Annotated in this window: 23 protein-coding genes and 1 other RNA gene; 13 read left to right on the top strand and 11 right to left on the bottom strand. The window is 67.5% G+C overall.

Annotated features, from left to right (window positions below):
* The first annotated feature begins 11 nt into the window (after window positions 1–11).
* Both AC3A3Q_RS00535 and AC3A3Q_RS00530 read left to right on the top strand, forming a co-directional pair.
* Window positions 12–1,424, top strand: a complete 1,413-nt coding sequence (locus AC3A3Q_RS00535; RefSeq protein ID WP_487584408.1) for a Y-family DNA polymerase — start codon at window positions 12–14, stop codon at window positions 1,422–1,424.
* Window positions 1,421–4,498 carry an error-prone DNA polymerase gene (locus AC3A3Q_RS00530; protein WP_487584407.1) on the top strand — a complete coding sequence of 1,026 codons (3,078 nt, stop codon included), beginning with the start codon at window positions 1,421–1,423 and terminating at the stop codon, window positions 4,496–4,498. Before AC3A3Q_RS00535 ends, AC3A3Q_RS00530 begins: the two co-directional genes overlap by 4 nt.
* 84 nt (window positions 4,499–4,582) lie before the next feature.
* On the opposite strand, the gene AC3A3Q_RS00525 is transcribed toward AC3A3Q_RS00530, so the two are convergent.
* Window positions 4,583–5,053, bottom strand: coding sequence for an MgtC/SapB family protein (locus AC3A3Q_RS00525; protein WP_487584406.1), 471 nt, complete (start codon window positions 5,051–5,053; stop codon window positions 4,583–4,585).
* A gap of 117 nt (window positions 5,054–5,170) precedes the next feature.
* On the opposite strand from AC3A3Q_RS00525, the gene AC3A3Q_RS00520 reads away from it, so the two are divergent.
* Entirely contained in the window at window positions 5,171–5,443 is a 273-nt protein-coding gene (locus tag AC3A3Q_RS00520; RefSeq protein WP_158730828.1) for a GlsB/YeaQ/YmgE family stress response membrane protein, read from the top strand.
* Between the two features lie 64 nt (window positions 5,444–5,507).
* On the opposite strand, the gene AC3A3Q_RS00515 is transcribed toward AC3A3Q_RS00520, so the two are convergent.
* Window positions 5,508–6,134, bottom strand: coding sequence for a GIY-YIG nuclease family protein (locus AC3A3Q_RS00515; RefSeq protein WP_487584405.1), 627 nt, complete (start codon window positions 6,132–6,134; stop codon window positions 5,508–5,510).
* A gap of 114 nt (window positions 6,135–6,248) precedes the next feature.
* Between AC3A3Q_RS00515 and AC3A3Q_RS00510 the strand changes: the two genes are divergently transcribed.
* Complete coding sequence (locus tag AC3A3Q_RS00510) at window positions 6,249–7,358, top strand: DNA topoisomerase IB (protein WP_487584404.1); 1,110 nt, start codon at window positions 6,249–6,251, stop codon at window positions 7,356–7,358.
* A gap of 2 nt (window positions 7,359–7,360) precedes the next feature.
* On the opposite strand, the gene AC3A3Q_RS00505 is transcribed toward AC3A3Q_RS00510, so the two are convergent.
* The 5 genes from AC3A3Q_RS00505 to AC3A3Q_RS00485 form a co-directional block, all read right to left on the bottom strand.
* On the bottom strand, window positions 7,361–9,073 hold the full coding sequence (locus AC3A3Q_RS00505; protein WP_487584403.1) for a SulP family inorganic anion transporter: 1,713 nt from the start codon (window positions 9,071–9,073) through the stop codon (window positions 7,361–7,363).
* Between the two features lie 61 nt (window positions 9,074–9,134).
* Complete coding sequence (gene ppk2, locus AC3A3Q_RS00500; RefSeq protein WP_487584402.1) at window positions 9,135–9,944, bottom strand: polyphosphate kinase 2; 810 nt, start codon at window positions 9,942–9,944, stop codon at window positions 9,135–9,137.
* A gap of 18 nt (window positions 9,945–9,962) precedes the next feature.
* Entirely contained in the window at window positions 9,963–10,241 is a 279-nt protein-coding gene (locus AC3A3Q_RS00495) for a hypothetical protein (RefSeq protein ID WP_487584401.1), read from the bottom strand.
* Window positions 10,242–10,373: 132 nt separating this feature from the next.
* Complete coding sequence (locus AC3A3Q_RS00490; protein WP_487584400.1) at window positions 10,374–10,784, bottom strand: VOC family protein; 411 nt, start codon at window positions 10,782–10,784, stop codon at window positions 10,374–10,376.
* A 26-nt stretch (window positions 10,785–10,810) separates the two neighbouring features.
* Window positions 10,811–11,260, bottom strand: a complete 450-nt coding sequence (locus AC3A3Q_RS00485) for a helix-turn-helix transcriptional regulator (RefSeq protein ID WP_200605093.1) — start codon at window positions 11,258–11,260, stop codon at window positions 10,811–10,813.
* A gap of 177 nt (window positions 11,261–11,437) precedes the next feature.
* On the opposite strand from AC3A3Q_RS00485, the gene AC3A3Q_RS00480 reads away from it, so the two are divergent.
* The gene (locus AC3A3Q_RS00480) at window positions 11,438–12,256 is read left to right on the top strand and encodes an alpha/beta fold hydrolase (RefSeq protein WP_487584900.1); all 819 of its coding nucleotides are present in this window, start codon (window positions 11,438–11,440) and stop codon (window positions 12,254–12,256) included.
* A 45-nt stretch (window positions 12,257–12,301) separates the two neighbouring features.
* Here the strand turns inward: AC3A3Q_RS00480 and ssrA are convergent.
* Window positions 12,302–12,655: a transfer-messenger RNA gene (gene ssrA, locus AC3A3Q_RS00475) on the bottom strand.
* 169 nt (window positions 12,656–12,824) lie between these two features.
* On the opposite strand from ssrA, the gene AC3A3Q_RS00470 reads away from it, so the two are divergent.
* Entirely contained in the window at window positions 12,825–15,020 is a 2,196-nt protein-coding gene (locus tag AC3A3Q_RS00470) for a CHASE domain-containing protein (protein ID WP_487584399.1), read from the top strand.
* A gap of 100 nt (window positions 15,021–15,120) precedes the next feature.
* Here the strand turns inward: AC3A3Q_RS00470 and smpB are convergent, their stop codons facing one another.
* Entirely contained in the window at window positions 15,121–15,633 is a 513-nt protein-coding gene (smpB, locus tag AC3A3Q_RS00465) for an SsrA-binding protein SmpB (protein ID WP_487584398.1), read from the bottom strand.
* Between the two features lie 73 nt (window positions 15,634–15,706).
* Between smpB and AC3A3Q_RS00460 the strand changes: the two genes are divergently transcribed.
* The gene (locus AC3A3Q_RS00460) at window positions 15,707–16,141 is read left to right on the top strand and encodes a type II toxin-antitoxin system RatA family toxin (RefSeq protein WP_487584397.1); all 435 of its coding nucleotides are present in this window, start codon (window positions 15,707–15,709) and stop codon (window positions 16,139–16,141) included.
* The gene (locus AC3A3Q_RS00455) at window positions 16,138–16,401 is read left to right on the top strand and encodes an RnfH family protein (RefSeq protein ID WP_487584396.1); all 264 of its coding nucleotides are present in this window, start codon (window positions 16,138–16,140) and stop codon (window positions 16,399–16,401) included. Before AC3A3Q_RS00460 ends, AC3A3Q_RS00455 begins: the two co-directional genes overlap by 4 nt.
* 50 nt (window positions 16,402–16,451) lie before the next feature.
* Here AC3A3Q_RS00455 and AC3A3Q_RS00450 read toward each other — a convergent pair whose 3' ends face one another.
* Window positions 16,452–16,847 carry an outer membrane protein assembly factor BamE gene (locus tag AC3A3Q_RS00450; RefSeq protein ID WP_487584395.1) on the bottom strand — a complete coding sequence of 132 codons (396 nt, stop codon included), beginning with the start codon at window positions 16,845–16,847 and terminating at the stop codon, window positions 16,452–16,454.
* A 189-nt stretch (window positions 16,848–17,036) separates the two neighbouring features.
* Between AC3A3Q_RS00450 and fur the strand changes: the two genes are divergently transcribed.
* Entirely contained in the window at window positions 17,037–17,438 is a 402-nt protein-coding gene (gene fur / locus AC3A3Q_RS00445; protein WP_200605112.1) for a ferric iron uptake transcriptional regulator, read from the top strand.
* A gap of 79 nt (window positions 17,439–17,517) precedes the next feature.
* A complete protein-coding gene (locus AC3A3Q_RS00440; RefSeq protein ID WP_487584394.1) occupies window positions 17,518–17,952 on the top strand; it encodes a potassium channel family protein in 435 nt (144 codons plus the stop codon).
* Window positions 17,953–17,968: 16 nt separating this feature from the next.
* Here AC3A3Q_RS00440 and recN read toward each other — a convergent pair whose 3' ends face one another.
* Window positions 17,969–19,633 (bottom strand): DNA repair protein RecN, encoded by a 1,665-nt coding sequence (recN, locus tag AC3A3Q_RS00435; RefSeq protein ID WP_487584393.1) that lies wholly within the window; start codon window positions 19,631–19,633, stop codon window positions 17,969–17,971.
* A 141-nt stretch (window positions 19,634–19,774) separates the two neighbouring features.
* On the opposite strand from recN, the gene hrcA reads away from it, so the two are divergent.
* The 3 genes from hrcA (at window position 19,775) to dnaK (ending at window position 23,622) form a co-directional block, all read left to right on the top strand.
* Window positions 19,775–20,830, top strand: a complete 1,056-nt coding sequence (gene hrcA / locus AC3A3Q_RS00430; protein WP_158730853.1) for a heat-inducible transcriptional repressor HrcA — start codon at window positions 19,775–19,777, stop codon at window positions 20,828–20,830.
* 201 nt (window positions 20,831–21,031) lie between these two features.
* Window positions 21,032–21,562 carry a nucleotide exchange factor GrpE gene (gene grpE / locus AC3A3Q_RS00425; protein WP_487584392.1) on the top strand — a complete coding sequence of 177 codons (531 nt, stop codon included), beginning with the start codon at window positions 21,032–21,034 and terminating at the stop codon, window positions 21,560–21,562.
* A 146-nt stretch (window positions 21,563–21,708) separates the two neighbouring features.
* Window positions 21,709–23,622 carry a molecular chaperone DnaK gene (gene dnaK, locus AC3A3Q_RS00420; protein WP_487584391.1) on the top strand — a complete coding sequence of 638 codons (1,914 nt, stop codon included), beginning with the start codon at window positions 21,709–21,711 and terminating at the stop codon, window positions 23,620–23,622.
* Window positions 23,623–23,665: the final 43 nt, after the last annotated feature.

The following is a 23,665-nucleotide window of genomic DNA, read 5'->3' as shown; positions in this document are numbered from 1 at the left end:
GCAGGACCGTCATGCGCTGGGTCTGCCTGCTGTTGCCGCAACTGGCGTTGGACGGTGTCCTGCGTCGCCAGCCGATGCCCGATCAGCCATTGGCATTGATCGATGGGCCGGTGCAGCGGCGCGTGCTGCATTCGGTCAATCCGGCCGCGCGCGCGCTCGGGCTGCGGGCGGGGCAATCGCTGGCGGCGGCACAGGCGATCCATGCCGGTTTCACCAGCGTCGCCTATGACGCGAAGGATGCGGCGCACTGGCGTGACCTGGTCGCGGCCTGGGCCTACCGTTTCAGTTCACAGGTCAGCACGCAGTTCTCGCATGCGATCGTGCTGGAGATCGGCCGCAGCCTGAAGCTGTTCGGGCCGTGGCCGCGGCTGGAAGCGCAGATGCGCGAGGAACTGCGCGAGATGGGCTTCCGCCATCGCCTGGTCGCCGCGCCCAATCCGCATGCCGCGCGGGTGCTGGCCAATGTCCACGATGGCATCGGGCTGACCGACGAAAGCCTGCTCACCGGCCTGGGGCAGATCCCGGTGGAGCGGGCGGGGCTCGATCGCGAGACCGCGGTGTCGCTGTCGCGCATGGGCCTGCGTCGCCTGAGCCAGGTCTTCGAGTTGCCGCGCGACAGCATCACCCGGCGCTTTCCGAAGACGGTGCTGCCGTACCTCGATGCCCTGCGCGGTGAGATGACGCAGCCGCTGACCCTGTACCGGCCGCCGGACGTGTTCGACCAGCGCATGGAGTTCGACCACGAGATCGAATCCAGCCAGGCGTTGTTGTTCCCGCTGCGCCGTCTCACTGCCGACCTGGCCACCTTCCTCGCCGGCCGCGACGGCGGCGTGCAGCGCTTCGTGCTGGTGCTCGAGCACGAGCGCTGCGAGGACAGCGAAGTCACGGTTGGCCTGCTCGCGCCCGAGCGCGCGGCGGCGACCTTGTTCGAACTCACCCGCGGCCGCCTCGAGCAGGCGAGGGTGCCGGCGCCGGTGCGCGGCCTGCGCCTGATCGCGAGCGAACTCCCACCGTTCGTGCCGGCCAGCCGCGACCTGTTCGATGCCCGTTCGCAGCAGGCGATGCCGTGGCCGCAGTTGCGCGAACGGTTGCGCGCGCGTCTGGGCGACGATGCCGTGCATGGCTTGGCCATCCGTGGCGACCATCGGCCCGAGCGCGCTTGGGGCGTGGAAGCACCTGTACAACGCGAGACTGCACCGCCGTCGTTGCCGCGCCCGGGCTGGCTGCTGCATCAGCCGATCCCGCTGCGCGATCACGCATTGACCGTGCTGGCCGGGCCCGAGCGCATCGAATCGGGCTGGTGGGACGGCTTCGAGGTGCGCCGCGATTACTACCTGGTCGAGACCTCCAGCGGTCAGCGCGCCTGGGCCTATTGCGTCGCCGGCGAGCGCGGGCCGTACATGCTGCATGGGTGGTTCGCATGAGCCTGCCCGACTATGTCGAGCTGCACTGCCTGTCGGCCTTCAGCTTCCAGCGCGGCGCTTCGGTCGCGCAGGAACTGTTCGACCGCGCCAAAGAGCAGGGCTACCAGGCCCTGGCGATCACCGACGAATGCTCGCTGGCCGGCATCGTGCGCGCGCTGGAGGCGTCGCGGAAAAGCGGCCTGCCACTGATCGTCGGCAGCGAAATGCGGATCGAAGGCGGCCCGGCCGTGGTGCTGCTGGTGGCGGACCTGGACGGTTACGCCGCGCTGTGCCGGATGATCACCGTGGCCCGGCGTCGCGCCGAGAAGGGCCGCTACCGCCTGCTGCGCGAGGACTTCGACGGACTTCCCGACGGCCTGCTGGCGCTGTGGCTGCCGGTCGACGACGGCGATGGCGAAGTCGACTGGCTGAAGTCGATATTCCCCGAGCGCCTGTGGATCGCCGTCGAACTCCACCGCGGCCCGGACGATGACGACCGCCTGCAGGCCCTGCGCGAGCTCGGCGATCGCCATGGCCTGCCGCTGGTCGCCGCTGGCGATGCGCACATGCACGTGCGTTCGCGCCGCGTGCTGCAGGACACGCTGACCGCGATCCGCCACCGCACCACGGTGGTCGAGGCCGGGGCGTTGCTGTTTCCCAATGGCGAGCGCCACCTGCGCACGCGCCGCGCGTTGTCGGCGATCTACCCGGCCGACCTGCTGGCCGAGACCGTGCGCGTCGCGCAGCGCTGCCGCTTCACCCTCGAACAGCTGAAATATGAATACCCGCGCGAACTGGTGCCGCAAGGCCACACAGCCGCGAGCTGGTTGCGGCAACTGACCGAGGAGGGCGCGCGCTGGCGCTGGCCGAAGGGTGCGCCCGACAAGGCCCGCGACCAGATCGAGCATGAGCTGGCGCTGATCTCCGAGCTGCGCTACGAGTCGTACTTCCTGACCGTGCACGACATCGTCCGCTTCGCCCGCAGCCGCGCGATCCTGTGCCAGGGCCGCGGCTCGGCCGCCAATTCGGCGGTGTGCTACGCGCTGGGCGTGACCGAGCTCGACCCCGGGGCGATGAACATGCTGTTCGAGCGCTTCCTCTCGCGCGAGCGCAACGAGCCGCCGGACATCGACATCGACTTCGAGCACGAGCGCCGCGAGGAGGTGCTGCAGTACGTGTTCGAACGCTACGGCCGCGAACGCGCGGCGCTGGTGACGGTGGCGATCAGCTATCGCGGCAAGAGCGCGATCCGCGACGTCGCCAAGGCACTGGGGTTGCCACCGGACCAGGTCAACGAACTGGCCGCGACCATGGAACGCTGGAGCGGCGAACTGCCGATGCCCGAGTACCTGCGCGAGCGCGGCTTCGACCCGGAGGCGCCGATCCTGCGCCGGGTGCTGCAGCTCACCGGCGAGCTGATCGGCTTCCCGCGCCACCTGTCGCAGCACCCGGGCGGCTTCGTCATCAGCGAGCAGCCGCTGCACAACCTGGTGCCGGTGGAGAACGCGGCGATGGACGGCCGCACGGTGATCCAGTGGGACAAGGACGACCTCGACGTGATGCAGGTGTCCAAGGTCGACTGCCTCGCGCTGGGCATGCTGACCGCGGTGCGCAAGACGCTCGACCAGCTGCGCCGGCACGGGCGTCGCGACATGACCATGGCCGACATCCCGGCCGACGACCCCGACACTTACGAAATGATCGGCCGCGCCGATACCGTCGGCGTGTTCCAGATCGAATCGCGCGCGCAGATGGCGATGCTGCCGCGGCTGCGGCCGAAGAACTTCTACGACCTGGTGATCGAGGTGGCGATCGTGCGGCCGGGGCCGATCCAGGGCGACATGGTCCATCCCTACCTGCGCCGTCGCAACGGCCAGGAGCCGGTCGAGTACCCGCCGCGCCTGCGCGAGGTGTTCGAACGCACCCTGGGCGTGCCGCTGTTCCAGGAACAGGTGATGCAGCTGGCGATCCAGGCCGCCGACTACACGCCCGGCGAAGCCGACGAGCTGCGTCGCTCGATGGCGGCATGGAAGCGCCATGGCGGGCTGGAGCACCATCGCGAACGGCTGACCACGCGCATGCTCGACAACGGCTACCCGCTCGAATTCGCCGAGCGCATCTTCGAGCAGATCAAGGGCTTCGGCAGTTACGGTTTCCCCGAGTCGCACGCGGCCAGCTTCGCCCTGATCACCTATGTCACCTGCTGGCTCAAGCGGCACGAGCCGGCGGCCTTCGCCTGCAGCCTGATCAACAGCTGGCCGATGGGCTTCTACACACCCGACCAGATCCTGCAGGACGTGCGTCGCCATGGCGTGCGCGTGTTGCCGGTGGATGTGCGCTTCAGCGACTGGGACTGCAGCCTGGAACGCTTGCGTGAGCAGGCGGAGCCTTCGATCCGGCTCGGCCTGCGCATGATCCAGGGCTTCGACAGCGTCGCCGCCGAGCGCATCGAGGCGGCACGGGCACGGCGCGCGTTCGACGACGTGGCCGATCTGTGCGAACGCGCCGCGCTCGATCGCCGCCAGCAGGGCCTGCTGGCCGATGCCGGTGCGCTGAAGTCACTGGCCGGTCATCGCCATCGCGCGCGCTGGGCGATCACCGGCGTCGAACGCCAGCTGCCATTGCTGGGCGCGACCGTGTCCGGCAAGGAATCGCAGATCCGCCTGCCGATGCCGACCGCCGACGAGGACCTGCGCGCCGACTACGCCTTGACCGGCACCACGCTCGGACGCCACCCGTTGTCGTACCTGCGCAAGGCGCTGGCCGCGCGCCGCTGCAAGGGCTCGACCGAACTCGACCAGGTCGCCCACGGCCGCAACGTGCGCACCGCCGGGCTCGTGCGCGGCCGCCAGCAACCGCAGACCGCCAGCGGCGTGATCTTCGTGACGCTGGAAGACGAATCGGGAACGATCAATGTGGTGGTCTGGAAGCACCTGGCCGAACGCCAGCGGCGGGTGCTGCTGGAGTCGCAGCTGCTGGCGGTGGAAGGGCGCCTGGAACGCGTCGATGGCGTGCAGCACGTGATCGCGCAGCGGCTGGAGAATTACGCTGAGCTGCTCGGCGAGCTGGATACGAGTTCGCGCGACTTCCGCTGAGAAACCTGTGTGTAGGAGCGAGCTTGCTCGCGATCGTGGCCGCGGCGGACGCGCAGGATCGCGAGCAAGCTCGCTCCTACGGGGTCACTTACCGTTGTCCTTCACCTTCGCCATCATCCGCCGCTCGATCGTCCCGACGGCGGCCAGCACCAGCAGCGTCAGCACCGTCGCCGCCAGCGCGAGCAGGTGGTAGCGGAACCCGGCCATCACGCCGATCACCGCCACCATCAGGATCGAAGCCGCCGTAGTGATGCCGGCAACGACCTGTGAGCCGCGGTGGCCGAAGATGGTGCCGGCGCCAATGAACGACACGCCGGCGATCACCGCTTCGACCAGTCGCAACGGATCGAGCGTGAGGCCTTCGCCATCGAGGCGATGGTCAGTGATCACCAGTTGGCCCAGGCCAACGAGCAGGGCGGCGGCGCCGGCCACCAGCATATGGGTCCGGAAACCCGCCGGCCGGTTCTTGAGCTCGCGCTCGAAGCCGATCGCACCGCCCAGCACCATGGCGATGGCGGCGTCGCCGAGCACGATCAACTGCAGGGTCCAGTCCATCCGGCCACCCTAAGGTCAGGCGATGTATAGACGGCGTCACGACGGGCTGCCCGGCCAATAACATGCGCGTCACGCATGGCTTCCTAGGATCGGTCGCACCTAAACGGAGGGTATGCCATGGGTATCATCATCTGGTTGATCGTCGGCGGTGTCATTGGCTGGCTTGCGAGTCTGGTCATGCGTCGCGATGGTCAGCAGGGAATCCTGCTCAACATCATCGTCGGCATCATCGGTGCCTTCATCGGCGGCTGGCTGGGCGGCGTGCTGGGAATCGGCGGCGGTGACATCAACGACGGCAACTTCAGCATTGGCGGCCTGCTGCTGTCGCTGCTGGGCGCGATCGTCCTGCTGGCCATCGTCAATCTGTTCACGCGCGGACGTGCGCGCTGAGCACGTTTTGAAGTGATGCACGCGTCCGGTCTCACTGCCGACAAGGCGTGAGACCGGGCGCGCCTTATCGATTTCCCGTAGTCCTGCGGTACCAGTGGGCGAGCAGGTCCGGAAGTACGTCGGTTACGGGAACGTCGACTGCGGCATACGCGTCGAGCGTGTCGAGTGCATGCCGGCGCAGCTGCGCCATCTGCGCCCGGTCGAGCCATTCGGCGTCGCCCTGCAAGCCATCGAGCAGGGTGCTCGCCCAGGTAAACAGGTCGTCGCGACTGCGCAGCAGTTCGCGGCGCAGCCATGGCCGAAGCGGATGATGGACGGTGTATCCGCGCGCGGCGAGGGCGGTGATTTCGGCCGCCAGGGACGCGTGGGCGCCGCGATACCACTCGCTGTGGCCGCCGGCTTCCTCGCGCACCACCAGGGGGACCGGCGCGGCATGCACGGCAATCGCATGCCCCAGTGACAGCTCCAAGTCGCGCGCATCGCGCACGGTTTCGGTCTCGACCAGGAAGGCGCTGTCGAGATCGAAGAACTCGAAGTAACGGGTCTGAAGCGCCTGCATGCGTTGCAGCGGATGGCGCGAGAAGCCGAGCTTGAGAAGGTCCTCGCCGGCGCAAGGCAGGACGTAGACGTAACTCGCCCCCTCGCTGCTGGCGCGGGTGCTGTCGGGGTCGGCGGTGCGGATGAAAGCCATGGATCCAATGATCGCGCCGGAGCAGGCAAGGGCGCGCATTGATCGGCACGACATGCGGCCAGCAGGCTGAACGGATGCATGCGGCAGTGACATCCTCTTGATGCGCGCGCCGGGATGCTGCCCGGCATGGCCGCACGCGAGCGATCCCCAGCTTCCAGCAAGATGGTCTCCAGCAAAGCTGCCGAAGCCGAGCTGTCGGCTGCCGCGGGAGGCCTGGTCTACGTCAGCGACGACGCCCCCGGCCTGCGTCGCCACCGCGCGGGCAAGGGGTTCTCATACATCGACGCCAACGGCCGACCCGTTCGTGACGCCACGACGCTCGCGCGGATCCGCGCCCTGGCAATTCCACCTGCTTATCGCGACGTCTGGATCTGCGCCCGCGCCAATGGCCACCTGCAGGCCACCGGTCGCGATGCCCGCGGTCGCAAGCAATACCGCTATCACCCGGACTGGAGCCAGGTCCGCGACAGCAACAAGTTCGATCGCATCGTTGCGTTCGGCGCGGCGCTGCCGCGCCTGCGTCGCCGCCTGCGCAGCGATCTCGCGCGCAGTGGCCTGGGGCGCGAGAAGGTATCGGCCATAGTCGTCGCTGTCCTGGCCGACACGCTGCTGCGCATCGGCAACGACGAGTACGCGCGCGGCAACCGTTCCTACGGACTGACCACCCTGCGCAATCGCCACGTCGAGTTCCTGCGCGGTGGCCGGGCCAAGTTGCGCTTCCGTGGCAAGAGCGGCCTCGAGCACGACGTGGTCGTGGACGACGCCCGCCTGTCGCGGCTGATGCACCGATGCCAGCAGTTGCCCGGGCAGATGCTGTTCCAGTACCGCGACGACGACGACAACGTGCAGCCGGTCGACTCGGGCCTGGTCAACGATTACCTGCGCGACGCCACCGGCGGCGACTTCACTGCCAAGGACTTCCGCACCTGGGGCGGGACGCTGACGGCCGTCCGCCTCCTCGCCGGCAGCGAAGTTCCGCACAAGGACGACGGGCAACCCGATGCCCAGGGCATCGTCGCGACCCGCAACGCGGTGATCAAGGAGGTCGCGCAGTTGCTCGGCAACACGCCGGCGATCTGCCGTAAGTCCTACATCGACCCGGTCGTGTTCGCGTGCTGGGAGGATGGCCGCCTGCAGCGCGCCACCGCCAATGCGCGCGGCGCACGGCAATGGGAGCAGGCCGCGCTGCGATTGTTGAAGCGCGCGCACCGCAACGGCGGTTGAACTCAGTCGCTGTCTTCGTCTTCCCAGTGCCAGTCCACCGCATGCTCCTCGAGGTATGCGTCGACCGCGGCACCGATGGTCGGATACATCGTTCCGAAGCGCTCGAGGATCTCGAAGCGCCTGAGCTTGTCCTTGACCGGATCCTTCAGTTCGGCAAACCGGAACTCGACGCCGGACTCGCGCAGCGACCGTTCCAGTCCGGCGAGCATGTCGGCCGAGGTCACGTCGATGCTGGTGACCGGTTCGGCGGCGACGATGATCCGCCGTGCCGGCGTGGGCGATTGCGCGACAGCTTCGAGCACGCGCTGGTGGAACAGCTCGGCATTGGCGAAGAACAGAGGCGCATCCCAACGGAACAGCACCAGGCCAGGCACCAGCCCCGCCTGCGGATAACGCCGGATGTCGTGGAAGCCGCGGATGCCTTCGACCCGGCCCATGACGGCGTGGTGCGGACGCCAGCCGTCCCACAGGAACTCGATCACGGCGATGATGATGGCGATGCCAATGCCGTGGATCACGCCCAGCACGGCGACGCCTACGAAGCAGGCGACCGACAGCCAGAACTCCCACTGCTGGATGCGGTAGATGCGGCGCAGGTCTGCGAACTCGAACAGGCCGATCGCCGCGGCAATGACCACCGCCGCCAGCGCGCTGCTGGGCAGGTGCTCGAGCAGATTGGGTGCAAAGACCAGCAGCAGGGCCACAGCAATTGCCCCGACCACGCCAGTGAGCTGCGTCTTCGCGCCAGCGGCCTCGGCGACCGGCGTGCGCGAGGAACTGCTGCTGATCGGGAATCCCTGGAACAGGCCGGCGGCCAGGTTGGCCGCGCCCAGGCCGACCATCTCCTGGTTCGGATCGACGTGAGTGCCGGTCTTGGCCGCATAGGTGCGCGACAACACGCTGGTGTCGGCGAACGCGACCATCGCCACCGCGCAACCGCCGATCACCACCTGGCTGAGGTGGGCCGGTTCGATCCACGGCAGGGCGAACGACGGCAGGCCCTGCGGGAGCTGGCCGAGCACCTTGACCCCGGCGGTTTCATCCAGGGCCAGCGCACCAACGACGAATGTCGCGGCGACCACTGCGATCAGCAGCCCGGGGATCTGCTTGTACGGCTTGAGCAGCAGGATCAGCACCAGGGTGCCGGCGCCGACGGCGAACGCGGTCCAGTTGGCCTGGCCGCCGAGGATCGCCTGCGTCGTGCTGGACAGATCGCGCAAAGGCCCGGCGCTGTCGATCGAGAACCCGAACAGCTTCGGCAACTGGCTGACCAGCACCGTGAACGCAATGCCGTTCATGTAACCGTAGCGGATCGGCTTGGACAGCAGTTCGGTGACGAATCCGAGGCGAAGCACGCCGATCAGGATGCACACCAGCCCCGACACCACGGCCATCAGGCTGGCCACGACCACGGCGCGCGCCGGGTCGCCTGCCGACAGCGGCAGCACGACCGCCAGGATCACCGCAGCCAGCGAGGAATCCGGACCCAGCACAAGGATGCGGCTCGGGCCGAACAGGGCGTAGGCGAGCAGGGGAACGATGGTGGCGTACAGGCCGTAGATACCCGGAACGCCCGAGGCCACGGCGTAGGCGATACCGACCGGCACCAGCATCGTGGTCAGCACCAGGCCGGCCATCACGTCGTTCGGCAGCCAGGCCGCTTCGTAGCGCCTGATGATCTGCAGTCCGGGCAGCCAACGCATCCAGCCGTTCATCCGTCAGCTCCCTGTCGTCTCTGTCATGCCCTGGGCGACCAGTCCGGCCCGGGCAACGGTATCAGTACTGCTCCTTGATGAACTTGAAAGGATAGTCCGGTTCGACATAGTCGCCGCGCTTCTGCCGCTTTGGCAGGCTGAACTTCTCGCGCGGCAGATCCTCATAGGGAATCTTGTCGAGCATGTGGCGGATGATGTTGAGGCGGCCGCGTCGCTTGTCATCGGTGCGCGCCACGTACCACGGCGCCTGCGGCGAGTCGGTGGCGGTGAACATGTCGTCGCGTGCGCGTGAATAGTCGTACCAGCGGCCGTACGACTTGAGGTCCATCGGCGAGAGCTTCCACAACTTGCGTCCGTCGGTGGCGCGCTCCTTCAGGCGCCGGGTCTGCTCCTCGTCGCTGACTTCCAGCCAGTACTTGAGCAGGATGATCCCCGACTGCACGATCGCGGCCTCCACCAGTGGCGTGGTCCGCAGGAACTTGCGCACCTGGGCTTCCGAGGTGAACCCCATCACCCGCTCGACGCCGGCGCGGTTGTACCAGCTGCGGTCGAAGATCACGAATTCGCCTGCCGCCGGCAGGTGGCGCATGTAGCGCTGGAAGTACATCTGGCTCTTCTCACGGTCCGTCGGCGCCGGCAGCGCCACTACGCGGAAGACGCGCGGGCTGACCCGCTCGGTGATGGCCTTGATCGTCCCACCCTTGCCGGCGGTGTCGCGTCCTTCGAACACGACGCAGACCTTCATCTTCTTCGCCACCAGCCACATCTGCAGCTTGACCAGTTCGACGTGCAGCTTCTCCAGCTCCGCCTCGTAGTCCTTGCGCTTCATCTTCTCGGGTTCGGCGGGCGCCGAGTGTTTTTCGGCTTTCATGGCTTGCTCCGGGCAGCGTTACGCCTTCTTCTCGTTCTCGACCGCCTTGCTGATGATGTCGTCGTAGAGCTCGACGATCTGCACGCCGATCTTGTGCATGTCCGGATTGCGCGCCCACACCTGCTGGCCACGCTGCGCATCTTCGAGTGCGCCCTTGAGGAAGGTGATGTCTTCGTCGGTCAGGCGCTCGCCGGCGTCGACGCGCTTTTTCACCGCCATCGTGCGTGGCAGGCGGAAATTGTTCAGCCGGTCGAGCAGGGCCTTGAGGGTGCCGGTGTCGTCGGTTTCGTCGGCCATCGTCGCCGTCCTTGCGTGGGGAGGCGTCATTCTGCGCTCGCACCTTGTTACGCCGGGATCACGGCCGGTGACGTGGCCCAGCAAAAGGCCCGCACGGGGCGGGCCTCTTGTAGATCCTTGCCCTTGTGCGGACTAGCCCAGCTGCTGGATCCGCATCATGTTGCCTGACGGGTCGCGGACCGCGCAGTCGCGCACGCCATACGGCTGGTCGGTCGGCTCCTGGACGATCTCGGCGCCGCTGGCCTGCAGCTTCTCGAAGGCGCCGTCGAGGTCCTTGGTGGCCAGCAGGATGATGCCGTACGTGCCCTTGGCCATCATCTCGGCGATGGTGCGGCGCTCCTCCTCGGTGACGCCCGGGGTCGCGGCGGGCGGGTGCAGCACGATGGAGGTCTCAGGCTGGCCGGGCGGGCCGACCGTGATCCAGCGCAGGCCGTTGTAGCCGACGTCCTTGCGGACCTCGAAGCCGAGCGTGTCGCGGTAGAACGCCAGCGCGGCGTCCGGGTCGTTATGGGGGAGAAAGCTGGCGTGGATGGTGATGTTCATTGCAGTCGTCCTTGTTGGTCGAGCGGTCATGCTAGGTCGGGGTCGGTGCGCTTGGCTTCTCGATTCCTGACCGGTCTGGTCACCTGCTTCTCGACGCACGACGGAATGCCCGGCTCGGCGCCTTCCAGCTGGCGCCGATAGACGCTGGGCGGCACGCCGACCAGTTCGGTGAAGCGGGTGCTGAAGGTGCCCAGCGACGAGCAGCCGACCGCGAAGCAGACCTCGGTGACGCTGAGTTCGCCACCGCGCAGCAGCGCCATCGCGCGCTCGATGCGGCGGGTCATCAGATAGGAGTAGGGCGACTCGCCATAGGCCAGCTTGAACTGGCGGCTGAGATGCCCGGCCGACATGTGCACGCCAAGGGCGAGCGCCTCCACGTCCAGCGGCTGCGCGAACTCGCGGTCGATGCGATCGCGCACGCGGCGAAGGCGTGCGAGGTCGCGCAGGTGGACTGCTTCGGCAGGTCGGATGGTCACGGACGGGATCGTGCCACCGGCGCAGGCGGTGCTCAAGTTCGCACTCGGCATTCCACTGTCTGCGGTCCGCCAGCCCGTGTCGGATGGCATGCGAGGAACGCGTGGTCCGTCCATAGACTCTCCATATGCACTAGCACTCCGGCTCGTGCGATCACAGGGAAGCAACGCATGAGTTCAATGATCAAGGCAGTGCTGCTGGCAGTGGCGACGATGGCCGCGACGGTCGTGCATGCCGGTGAGGCGCAAGTACAGCGCCAGGGTTACGTGTTGCAAGCCGAGCAGGCCGGCAACGGTCCGATGGACATCGTCTTCGAGTCCGGCTTCGGCCAGGGCGCAGGCGTGTGGAAAGCGGTCATCGCCGATCTCGGCGAGCAGTGCCATTGCATCGCGTACGCGCGCGCCGGACTGGGCAAGTCCGTAACGGACGGCAAGCCCAAGACCATCCAGGCACACGTCGATGACCTGGGTGCGGTGATCGACTCGCTCGCACCGGGCCGCAAGGTCGTGCTCGTCGGTCACTCTTACGGCGGTTTGCTCGCGACCGAGCTCGCCCGGCAGCACCCCGATCGCATTGCCGGGCTCGTCCTGGTCGACCCGGCGACGATCAGCCAGCGCCACGCGTACATTGCGGCCGACCGCGCCCGCGTGCTCGCCGACGACAAGGCGCTGATGGGCATGCTGCCGGCGGCGATGGGCGCGGATTACCAGATGCTCATCAAGCAACTGGACAGCCCGGACGCCACGTCCGCACGCGCGATGCCCGACGTCCCAGTGGCTCTGCTGACATCGACGCAGGTCGCGGCGGATCCGATGGTGTTCGAGGAAACAGCCCAGGGCAAAGCCATCTGGAAGGCCCAGCATGGCGTCCTGTTCGCGAGCTTCTCGCGAGGAACGCACCGCTATCTGGCGACGGGCCACAACATCCACCGGGAAGATCCGAAGGCGGTTGCCGACGCGATTCGCGCTGTGGTGTCGTCGTCCAAACCGGGGAACTGATCGCCCAGAAGCAAAAAGCCCGCACAAGGCGGGCTTTTGCTTGAATGGTGGAGGTGGGGGGAATTGAACCCCCGTCCGAAGGCACTCCATCCCCGGCACTACATGCTTAGCGCTCCGTTGGATCTCGTCCCCGAACAGCACGGCGCGCAAAGCGCATCCGGGAACCAGCCTGCTTTAGGTTAACCAGGGATTGACAGGCAACCGTCCCCGGCGATTCCGTGATGATGACCCTACACTGCGAGCACGGACACAAGCAGTTTCGGGGCTTACGCCTTAAGCGGCGAGAGCGTAGTTGTCGTCGTTGGCAACTAGAAGTTTGCAGCTGGATTTACGAGGAAAGCTACCCCCTCGGCATGCGCCAGGCGATTTCGCAACCCCCGTCGAAGCCAGTGCACCCCCGGGGACAGCTGTTCGCTGACCCAGCCAGTATAGGGGCGCATCGCCCCGGCACAAGCGCTGTGCTGTTCTGCCAGGCAGCCGGCATTCAAGCGGCGGGCGAGGGCACAGGCGCGGGCTGGTCCCGGGGGCAATGCTCCGTTCGGCGCCCGGGCTTTGTATGCTTGGGGGAATGACCGACGCCGCCGGCCCCCGTTCCCCCGAGCTTGCGGAGCTGTCTCCGCGGCGGGGCTACCTGCTGGCGTTGATCGTGCTGGTCGGTTCGCTGGTGCTGGTGTTCACCGCCTGGCGCGCGGCACGCGAGCGCGAACTGCGCGCGGCCGAGGCGGAGTTCATCAGCAAGAGCGCGGAAGTCACCGAGCTGCTGCGCCAGGGCATGATCAAGTACGAACTGGTCGCCCGCGGCGGCGTGTCGATGTTCGCCACCGTGACGCGGGAGCGGCCAACACCGGCGCAGTGGAAGGCCTATGTCGACGGCATGGACATCCAGGAGCGTTTCGCCGGCATGGTCGGCCTGGGTTTCGCCGAGTACGTGACGGCCACGCGCCTGCCGGAGGTGCAGCTGCAATGGCGCGATGCTGGCTACGGCATGCTCGAGGTGTGGCCGCGCGGTGAACGTGCGGACTACGGACCGATCCTCTACCTGGAGCCGAAGACGCCGGCGAACGTGGCCGCGGTCGGTTTCGACATGTACTCCGAGCCGGTGCGGCGGGCGGCGATGACTGCCGCCATGGACACCGGCAACACCTACCTGTCAGGCCCCGTGCACCTGATCCAGGACGGCCCACTGCAGGGCACCGGGCTGCTGCTGTACCTGCCGGTCTATCGCGGCGGCGGCCGGCCGGCGACGACCGGGCTGCGCCGGGCCGAGATCCAGGGCTGGGCGTACGTGCCGTTGCGCGTCGACGGATTCGTGCGCAACGCCCTCGGGGCAGTGCATGGCAGCGCCCGCTTCCGCGTCGTCGACGAGGGCGGCGAGGAAAGCATCCTGTTCGCCACTCCTGTCGGCAGCGACAAGCGCCCGCCTGCGTTCCGCCACAGCGAGCGCTTCAACCAGTACGGGCGCCGTTGGCGCGTGGATTTCGAGTCGGCGCCGCTGGCGGTGGCCGCGCCGCGCCTGCAGGGATTGCAGAACCTGCTCGCGCTGGGCTTGTTCTCCTCGCTGCTGCTGTATGCCATCGCCTGGATGCTGGCGCGCACCGAGGCCCAGGCGTACCGGATCGCGGTGCGCATGACCGAAGACTTCCGCCGCAGCGAGATGCGATTCCGCAGCGCGATGCTGTACTCGGCGATCGGCAAGGCACTGCTCGACAGTGAAGGGCAGATCGTCGAAGCGAACCCGGCGCTGGGGATGATTGTCGGCCTGACGCCGGAGGCACTGGTAGGCGTGCGCTTCGATTCGCTGTTCGAAAGCGACGAGCCGGAAATGATCGCGCACGCAACCGGCAGCACCGACGCGCAGGGCATCCACCGTGCCACGCGTCGCCTGCACCGCGAGGGCGGGGAGCCGCGCCAGGCGCAACTGACCTACTCACCGGTGCCGGGCAATATCGGCCAGGACATCGCCGGCCTGGTGCAGGTCGAGGACGTCACCGAGCGCCTGCGCGCCGAGGCGCGCGTGCATGCGCTCAATCGCACGCTGGAAGCGCGCGTTGCACTGCGCACGCGCGAACTAAGCCAGGCCAACCAGGAGCTGGAGGCGTTCGCCTACAGCATCTCGCATGACTTGCGCGCGCCGTTGCGGGCGATCGATGGCTTCAGCCGGATCCTGGTCGAGCGCCATTCCAGCGGGCTCGACGATGCCGGCAAGGGCTACCTGGTGCGCGTGCGCCGCGCCGCCGCGCGCATGGGCGAGCTGATCGACGCGCTGCTGAAGATGTCGCGCCTGAGCCGTGGCGAACTGAAACTGGAGCGTGTCGATCTCAGTCGCCTGGCCAGCGAGGTGCTGGAAGAACTCAGGGTCGGCGACGGCAAGCGCCAGGTCGACATCCAGATCGAACCGGACCTGTTCGTGATCGGCGATGCGACGTTGTTGCGCAACCTGCTTGGCAACTTGTTGGGCAATGCCTGGAAGTTCACCCGCGACCGCGTCGGCGCGCAGATCGAGTTCGGTGCCGTGCTGCGCGAGACCGGCCCGGAGTACTTCGTCCGCGACAACGGTGCCGGGTTCTCGCAGGAGTATGTCGACAAGCTGTTCCGGCCTTTCCAGCGCCTGCACCAGAACGAGGACTTCGCCGGTCACGGCATCGGCCTGGCGTCGGTCAAGCGCATCGTCGAGCGCCACGGCGGAACAATCCGCGCCGAAGGCGAAGTGGGCCGTGGTGCGACGTTCTGGTTCACGCTGCCGCGCGAGAAGCTGATCGACTAACTGCCCGTCGTCCCGGCTTTCGCCGGGATGACGGTGAGTTGTGTGATGTGCTGAGGGCCTGGATTCCGGCGTTCGCCGGAATGACGGGGGAGGGCAGCGATTACGCGTTCTTGTTGTGCCCGCGCATCACGCGCTGCTTCTCGCGCTGCCAGTCCTGTTCCTTGCTGGCCTGGCGCTTGTCGTGCGCCTGCTTGCCCTTGGCCAGTGCGATCTCGCATTTGACCTTGTTGCCTTTCCAGTACAGCGCGGTCGGGACGACGGTGTAGCCGTCGCGCTGGATGCGGCCGATCAGGTTGTCGATCTCGTGGCGGTGCATCAGCAGCTTGCGGGTGCGGCGCTCTTCGGGGATGACGTGGGTCGAGGCCGAGATCAGCGGGGTGATCTGCACGCCGTGCAGGAACATCTCGCCGTTACGCACGACCGCGTAGCCTTCGATGATGTTGGCGCGGCCGGCGCGGATCGCTTTCAGCTCCCAGCCCTGCAGGGAGAGCCCGGCTTCGAACTTCTGCTCGAGGAGGTAGTCGTGGCGGGCGCGCTTGTTAAGCGCGATGGTGCCGCCTGCGCCGCCCTTTCCCTTATCCTTGCCGGTCTTGTTGTTGGAATTCTTGGACATCGCGCCATTGTCCCCGAACCGGGGCCTGGGCGATACCAGGCCCAGAGCCCAGGCGCGAAGCCCAGCCCAGACCATGCAGACCATCCGCCGCACCGCCCTTGTCGAGCACTCCGCCGCGCGCATGTTCGCGCTGGTCAACGACGTGGCCGCCTATCCGCGCCGCTTCGACTGGTGCGAGGCCGCGCAGGTGCTGGAGGCCGGGGAAGGCCGCATGGTCGCCCGCCTCGATATCGGTTTCGGCGCGCTGCGCACGTGGTTCACCACCGAAAACACCATGTCGCCGCCACACCACATCGAGCTCAAGCTGGTCGATGGCCCGTTTCGCAGTCTCGTCGGTCGCTGGGAGTTCCATGCCCTGGACGAGTCGGCCTGCAAGGTCACGTTGACGCTGTCGTTCGAACCGAAGGTCAAGCTGCTCGGCCCGGCGATGGCGATCGGCTTCCAGGGACTGGCCGACCGGATGGTCGACGATTTCATCAAGGTGGCCGACCGCGGCGAGGACGCATGAAGGTCGAAGTCGTCCGCGCATGGCCTCGCCGGTTCGAAGCGATGGCGCTGGAGTTGGGCGACGGCGCCTGCGTTGGCGATGCGCTGCAGGCCGCAGGCCTGGCGGACGATCCGGAAACGACCGGCTATGCGGTGTTCGGCGTGCGCGTGGCGGTCGACACGCGACTGCGCGATGGTGACCGTCTGGAACTGCTCAGGCCGCTGCAGGCGGACCCGAAAGAGTCACGCCGCCGGCGTGCGCAGCAGGTGCCGCGCAAGTAGCTCTGGATGTCGAGGGGCAGGGCAGCGCGGGTACCGCGCTGCGACCGGACTCAGCGCCCGCGGCGCTTGTCCTTTTCCTTGGGCAGGTTGCGACCGAACTGCTTCGGCGCGGCCTTGGCCAGGTCCTCGTCCTGCTCCGGGAAGTAATCGCCTTCCCACTTGGCCAGGGTGTCGTTCTCGAACCACAGGGTGAGGTTCTTGATCTCGGTGTGGCCAACGCGATCGGTGCGCTGGGTCGAGGTGTAGTCCCAACGGTTGTGGTGGAACGGGTCCTCGATCGACGGCGAGCCCAGCAGCAGGGAAACCTGTTGCTTGCTCATGCCGGCCTGCAGCTGGTCGACATTGGCCTTCTCCAGCAGGTTGCCCTGGTAGATCGGCTGCTTGTAGAGGATGCCGCACCCGCCGGTGACCATGGCGATGGAAAGGACCAACAGGAGCTTGTGCATCGTGTGCTTCGGCATCGGTGTCTACGACAGGCGGATAACGCGGCGATGATACACTGAAGCCCGCATCCACCAAGCGCGGGGGCAGGCGGCGGCGGCCCGGCAGCGTTCATCGGGCGTTCCGGCGCCCGACCAGCAGGCCCATACGCGGCCGCCACACCCGTCCGGCAAAGCTTGACCCGAGGAACCCAGATGGAATCGCAAGACCTGCGCAACGCCGGACTGAAGGTCACCCACCCGCGCCTGCGGATCCTGGAACTGCTGGAGCAGTCCAAGCCGCGCCACATGACCGCCGAAGACATCTATCGCCACCTGCTCGAGCATGGCGAGGACATCGGTCTGGCCACGGTGTACCGCGTGTTGACCCAGTTCGAGGCCGCCGGCCTGGTGCTCAAGCACAACTTCGAGGCCGGGCAGTCGGTGTACGAACTCGACCGTGGCCATCACCACGACCACATGGTCGACGTCGACACCGGCAAGATCACCGAGTTCGAAAGCCCGGAGATCGAGGAACTGCAGCGCAAGATCGCTGCCAAGCACGGTTACGAAATCGAAGAGCACTCGCTGGTGCTGTACGTGCGCAAGAAGCGCTGAGAAGTGAGAGCCAGGCCAAGGCAGGCCTGAAGAGCAAGCATCGCCGCCACCATGGCGGCCCATCACAAGGAAGAAAGCCATGCTCAACCAGTTGCTCTGGGCGTTGCTGCTGACCGCCATTACCGTGGTGATGCACAGCGGTTACAGCGCCATCACCATCAGGCTGCTCGCCAGGCAGCAGCGACCGCGCCAGGGCCGCTACCTGCATTTCTTCATGGTCCGGGTGGTGATCGAGCTGATACTGCTGCACAGCGCCGAAACCATTGTCTGGGCGGCCTTCTATGAGTGGAAGAACGCCGACTGGGACTGGAACACTTCGCTGTATTTCTCGGTGGTCAGCTACGCCACGCTCGGTTACGGCGACGTACTGCTGCCGCCGGAATGGCGTCTGGTCGGCGCACTGCAAAGCCTGGTCGGCGTGTTGCTCGCCGGCTGGTCGGTGGCTTTGATCGTGGCCGTGTTGCAGTCGACACTGCGCAAGAAGGCCATCGAAGACCGGATTCCCCAGAAATAGGGGGTCTGCGCCTGCGCTACACGTCGGCGAGCAGGCGCTTGGCTGCCGCCCGCGCTTCGCGCGTGAGCTCCACGCCGCCGAGCATGCGCGCCAGTTCTTCCTCGCGCTGCTTGTCATTGAGCAACTGCACCGCGCTCTGGGTGACGCCTTCGCTGGCTGCCTTGCTGACCCGGTAATGGGCATGGCCCTGCGCGGCGACCTGCGGCAGGTGAGTGACGCACAGCACCTGGCGGCTGGCGCCCAGCGCGCGCAGCTTCTGGCCGACGATCTCGGCCACGGCGCCGCCGATGCCGGTATCGACTTCGTCGAAGACCATCGTCGGTACCGCGTCCAGTCCCAGCGCGGCGACTTCGATCGCCAGCGAGATGCGCGACAGTTCGCCGCCGGAAGCAACCTTGCGCAGCGCGCGCGCCGGCTGGCCCGGATTGGCGGCGACCAGGAACTCCACGCGCTCGCCGCCCTGCGGGTCGGGCCGGTCGGCTTCGACCGGTTCGATCTGGACGTCGAAGCGGCCGCCGCCCATGCCCAGTTCGGAAATCAGCGCGGTGGTGCTGGCCGACAGCTTGGCCGCGGCCTCGCGGCGCAGGCGGCCGAGCGCGTCGGCGGCCTGGCGCCAGTCGCGACGGGCGGCTTCGATCTCGGTATCGAGACGGGCCAGGCGCGCGCCGGCGCCCTGCAGCGATTCCAGTTCGGACGCGATCGCATCGCGCTGCGCGCCCAGCTGCTCGGGCGGCACGCGATGCTTGCGCGCCAGCTCGTGGATGCGGGTCAGCCGCTGCTCGATGACTTCCAGGGCCGACGGGTCCAGGTCGAGATCGCTGCGAACGCGGTCGAGCAGGGCAAGGGCCTCGTCGACCTGGATCGCGGCGGCGTCGAGCATGCCGTCGACATCGCCCAGGCGCGGCTCGTGTTCCACAACGCGCTGCAGGTCGCTGCGAACCTGTTGCAGGCTGCGCGAGAGCGAGGGGCCTTCCTCACCGCCGAGGCGGGCGAAAGCACCTTCGCAGGCAGCGATCAGGTCAGCGGCATGGGCATGGCGGCGATGGTCGTCCTGCAGGCGCGCGATCGCGTCGGCCTCGAGGTCTTCGCGATCCAGTTCGCCATGCTGGTGTTCGAGCCAGCTGATGCGGTCGGAGACGTCGCCCTTGGCTGACAGTTCGTCGCGCTCGGCCAGCAATGCGCTCCAGCGGGTCGCTGCGGCGCCGACGGCGGCCAGTTCGGCCTGGGTGCGGCCAAAGGCATCCAGCAACGCCAGCTGGCTGGGGCGCGACAGCAGCGCCTGGTGTTCGTGCTGGCCATGGATCTCGACCAGCAGCGTGGACAGCTCGCTGAGCTGGCCCAGGGTGACCGGGCGGCCGTTCACCCAGGCGCGCGAGCCGCCGTCGGCGCGAATCACGCGCCGGATCTGGCAGGCTTCGTCTTCGTCGAGCTCGTTGTCGCGCAGCCAGGCACCGGCCAGCGGAACGTCGTCGAGGCTGAAGCCGGCGACCAGTTCGGCGCGGTCGGCGCCGTGGCGGACCACGCCGCTGTCGGCGCGCAGGCCCGAGATCAGGCCCAGCGCGTCGACCAGCAACGATTTGCCGGCGCCGGTCTCGCCGGAGATGACGGTCAGGCCGGGTCCGAAGCCGAGCTCGGCTTCACTGACCACGGCGAACTGCTTGAGGGAGAGGTGGACGAGCATGGAGCGCGATTGTGCCTTGTGTAGGTTGCGGCGTGATAGCGGGGGAGCGTCTCGCAGGTTCAGATCTGCGGCATCGGCCGCAATGGCCGGCGCCGAAAGCCCTTGCACCGGATCGGGCCGCGACCTATCAATATGCCCGTCATGAACCGCAAACCTGCCGATCCCAGCCTCGACCCGCGTGCACGGCAGCTGTTGCGCACCTTGATCGGCCGCTACATCAACAGCGGCGAGCCGATCGGCTCGCAGACGCTGGCGCGGCACGCCGGCCTGGATGTCAGCGCGGCAACCATCCGCAACATCCTGGCCGACCTGGAAGACGCTGGCCTGCTCAGCGCCCCTCACAGCTCGGCCGGGCGAATCCCGACGGCCCAGGGCTACCGCCTGTTCGTCGACTCGCTGCTGCAGGTGCGACCGCTCCCGGACTCCGACCTGGCCCGCCTGCGCGGTGAACTGCCGGCCGGCTCCGGCACCCAGGCCCTGCTCGGCAGTGCCTCGGAGCTGCTGTCGGCGATGACCCACTTCGTCGGCGTGGTCAGCGTGCCGCGGCGCGAGCAGTTCGCGTTCCGCCGCATCGATTTCGTTCCGCTCGACGGCGCGCGCGTGCTGGCGATCCTGGTATTCGCCGACAACGAAGTGCAGAACCGGATCGTGCAGACCCGCCGCCCGTTCGACAGTGGTGAGCTCGAGCGCGTCGCCAATTACCTGAATGCCCACTTCGCCGGGCGCACCGTGGCCGACATCCGCGCCACCCTCCTGCGCGAGCTGCGCACGGCCCAGACCGAGATGCAGTCGCTGCTGACGCAGTCGGTCGAGCTGGCCGAACAGGCCCTGGCCCCGGGCGGCGACGACATGGTGCTGGCCGGGCAGACCCGCCTGATGGGGGTGCAGGAGCTGGCCGACCTGGACCGCCTGCGTGACCTGTTCGACGCCTTCGCCCGCAAGCGCGAGATCCTGCAGCTGCTCGAGCGCACGGTGCAGGCGCCCGGCGTTCGCATCTTCATCGGCGAGGAGACCGGCCTGGCGCCGCTGGAGGGGATGTCGCTCGTCACCGCCCCTTACGTGGCCGGTGGCGGCAGTGGGCAGGTATTGGGCGTGCTGGGGGTGATCGGGCCGACCCGGATGGCCTACGAGCGGGTGATTCCGGTGGTCCAGGCCGCCGCCGATGCGCTCGGGGCCGCGATCCACTCCGAATCCTGACGGCCTGGGTCCCGAGGCCCGGCCTGGCCTACCACGCCTGAAACCGGGAACGCCTCCTGGCCGGCCGGGAAGGCATCTGGCCGTCGCCAACGGCGCAGTTCGTCTTGAAACCTCGCAGGGCGGCCCCATTGCTGCCCTGTCGCGCCTTGAGCGCGGATTTCCGAATTGTTTGGCGCCCTTGGCGCAGGGATGGAGCACCGCATGACCCAGATCGATCCGCAAGACACCCCCGACAACGACACCCTGGACATGGCCAGCGACGCCGACGGCGGCGAATCGCTCGCCGCGCAACTGCAGGCCGCCCGCGCCGAATTGACGCAGCTGCGCGAGGATTCGCTGCGCGAACGCGCCGAGCTCGAGAACCAGCGCAAGCGCATGGCCCGCGACATCGACATGGCGCGCAAGTTCGCCAACGAGCGCGTGCTCGGCGACCTGCTGCCGGTGATCGACAGCCTCGAGGCTGGCCTAACCATCCAGGCCGACACCGCCCAGCACCTGCGCGAAGGCATGGAACTGACCCTGCGCCAGCTGCTCAAGGTCGTCACCGACAACGGCCTGGTTGCGATCGACCCGGCCGGCAAGGCCTTCAACCCGGAGCACCACCAGGCGATGAGCATGGTCGAGAGCGCCGGGCATGCGCCGGGCGACGTGGTCCAGGTCTACCAGAAGGGCTGGCTGCTCAACGACCGCCTGCTGCGCCCTGCGCTGGTGGTGGTGGCCAAGCACGACTGAACGATCGGGGCAGGGCGGCGCCAGGCGAGCGACTTTGCCAACGCGGTCGCTTGAAGAGGCAACTGCCGGCCCCCAGATAACGCACATCGGCGCCACCACAGATTCGGCGCCACACCATTTCAAGCATTAGCGAGGGAGCTACACACATGGGCAAGATCATCGGTATCGATCTGGGCACGACCAATTCGTGCGTCGCGATCATGGAAGGCGGCAAGGCCAAGGTCATCGAGAACGCCGAAGGCGACCGCACCACGCCTTCAATCGTGGCCTTCACCAAGGACGGCGAAGTCCTGGTCGGCGCCTCGGCCAAGCGCCAGGCCGTCACCAACCCCAAGAACACCTTTTTCGCGGTCAAGCGCCTGATCGGCCGCAAGTTCACCGACGCCGAAGTCCAGAAGGACCTCGACCTGGTGCCGTACTCGATCGTGCAGCACGAGAACGGCGACGCCTGGGTCGCCACGGCCGACGGCAAGAACATGGCGCCGCAGCAGATCTCCGCTGAAGTGCTGGCGAAGATGAAGAAGACCGCCGAGGCCTACCTGGGCGAGACGGTCACCGAGGCCGTGATCACCGTGCCGGCCTACTTCAACGACAGCCAGCGCCAGGCGACCAAGGACGCCGGCAAGATCGCCGGCCTCGACGTCAAGCGCATCATCAACGAGCCGACCGCGGCCGCGCTGGCCTACGGCATGGACAAGAAGGGCGGCGACCGCAAGGTCGCGGTCTACGACCTGGGCGGCGGTACGTTCGACGTGTCGATCATCGAGATCGCGTCGGTCGACGGCGAGATGCAGGTCGAAGTGCTGGCCACCAACGGCGACACCTTCCTGGGTGGCGAGGATTTCGACAAGCGCGTCATCGACTATTTGGTGGAAGAGTTCCAGAAGGACCAGGGCATCGACCTGCGCAAGGATCCGCTGGCCCTGCAGCGCCTGAAGGACGCCGCCGAGCGCGCCAAGATCGAGCTGTCGAGCGCGCAGCAGACCGAGGTCAACCTGCCGTACGTCACCGCTGACGCCTCCGGTCCGAAGCACCTCAACATCAAGCTGACCCGCGCCAAGCTCGAAGCCCTGGTCGAAGACCTGGTCAAGCGCACCATCGAGCCGTGCCGCATCGCCCTGAACGACGCCGGCCTGCGTGCCAGCGAGATCAGCGAAGTGATCCTGGTCGGCGGCCAGACCCGCATGCCGAAGGTGCAGCAGGCCGTGGCCGAGTTCTTCGGCAAGGAACCGCGCAAGGACGTCAACCCCGACGAGGCCGTGGCCGTGGGCGCCGCGATCCAGGGCGGCGTGCTGGCCGGCGACGTCAAGGACGTGCTGCTGCTCGACGTGACCCCGCTGTCGCTCGGCATCGAGACCCTGGGTGGCGTGTTCACCAAGATCATCGAGAAGAACACCACCATCCCGACCAAGGCCTCGCAGACCTTCAGCACCGCCGAGGACAACCAGTCCGCGGTGACCGTGCACGTGCTGCAGGGTGAGCGCGAGCAGGCCCGCTACAACAAGTCGCTGGCCCGCTTCGACCTGACCGGCATCGAGGCCGCGCCGCGCGGCATGCCGCAGGTGGAGGTGTCGTTCGACATCGACGCCAACGGCATCCTGCACGTGTCGGCCAAGGACAAGAAGACCAACAAGGAACAGAAGGTCGAGATCAAGGCCGGTTCCGGTCTGTCCGAGGACGAGATCGCCAAGATGGTCGCCGACGCGGAAGCCAACCGCGAGGAAGACCAGAAGTTCCACGAGCTGGTCCAGGCCCGCAACCACGCCGACGCGTTGATCCACAACGCCCGCAGCGCGATCAAGGACAACGGCGACAAGGTCGCCGGCGACGTGATCGGCCGCACCGAAGGCGCGATTGCCGAGCTCGAGACGGCGATGAAGGGCGACGACAAGGGCCAGATCGAGGCCAAGTCGAAGGCGCTGGAGGAAGCGGCGCAGTCGCTGTTCGCCGCTGCCGCAGCCGCGTCGCAGCCGGGCCAGGAAGGCGGCGGTGGCAGCGCGCCGAAGTCCGATGACGTCGTGGACGCTGAGTTCACTGAAGTCAAGGACGACAAGAAGTAAGGCGGAAACCGAAGAACGGGGAGCCGGAATGAGGACAGCGCAG

It is taken from the genome of Lysobacter sp. Soil_C_59, assembly GCF_057656415.1.
The sequence above is the reverse complement of the archived record's forward strand: the minus strand, read 5'-3'. Positions and strand labels throughout refer to the sequence as shown.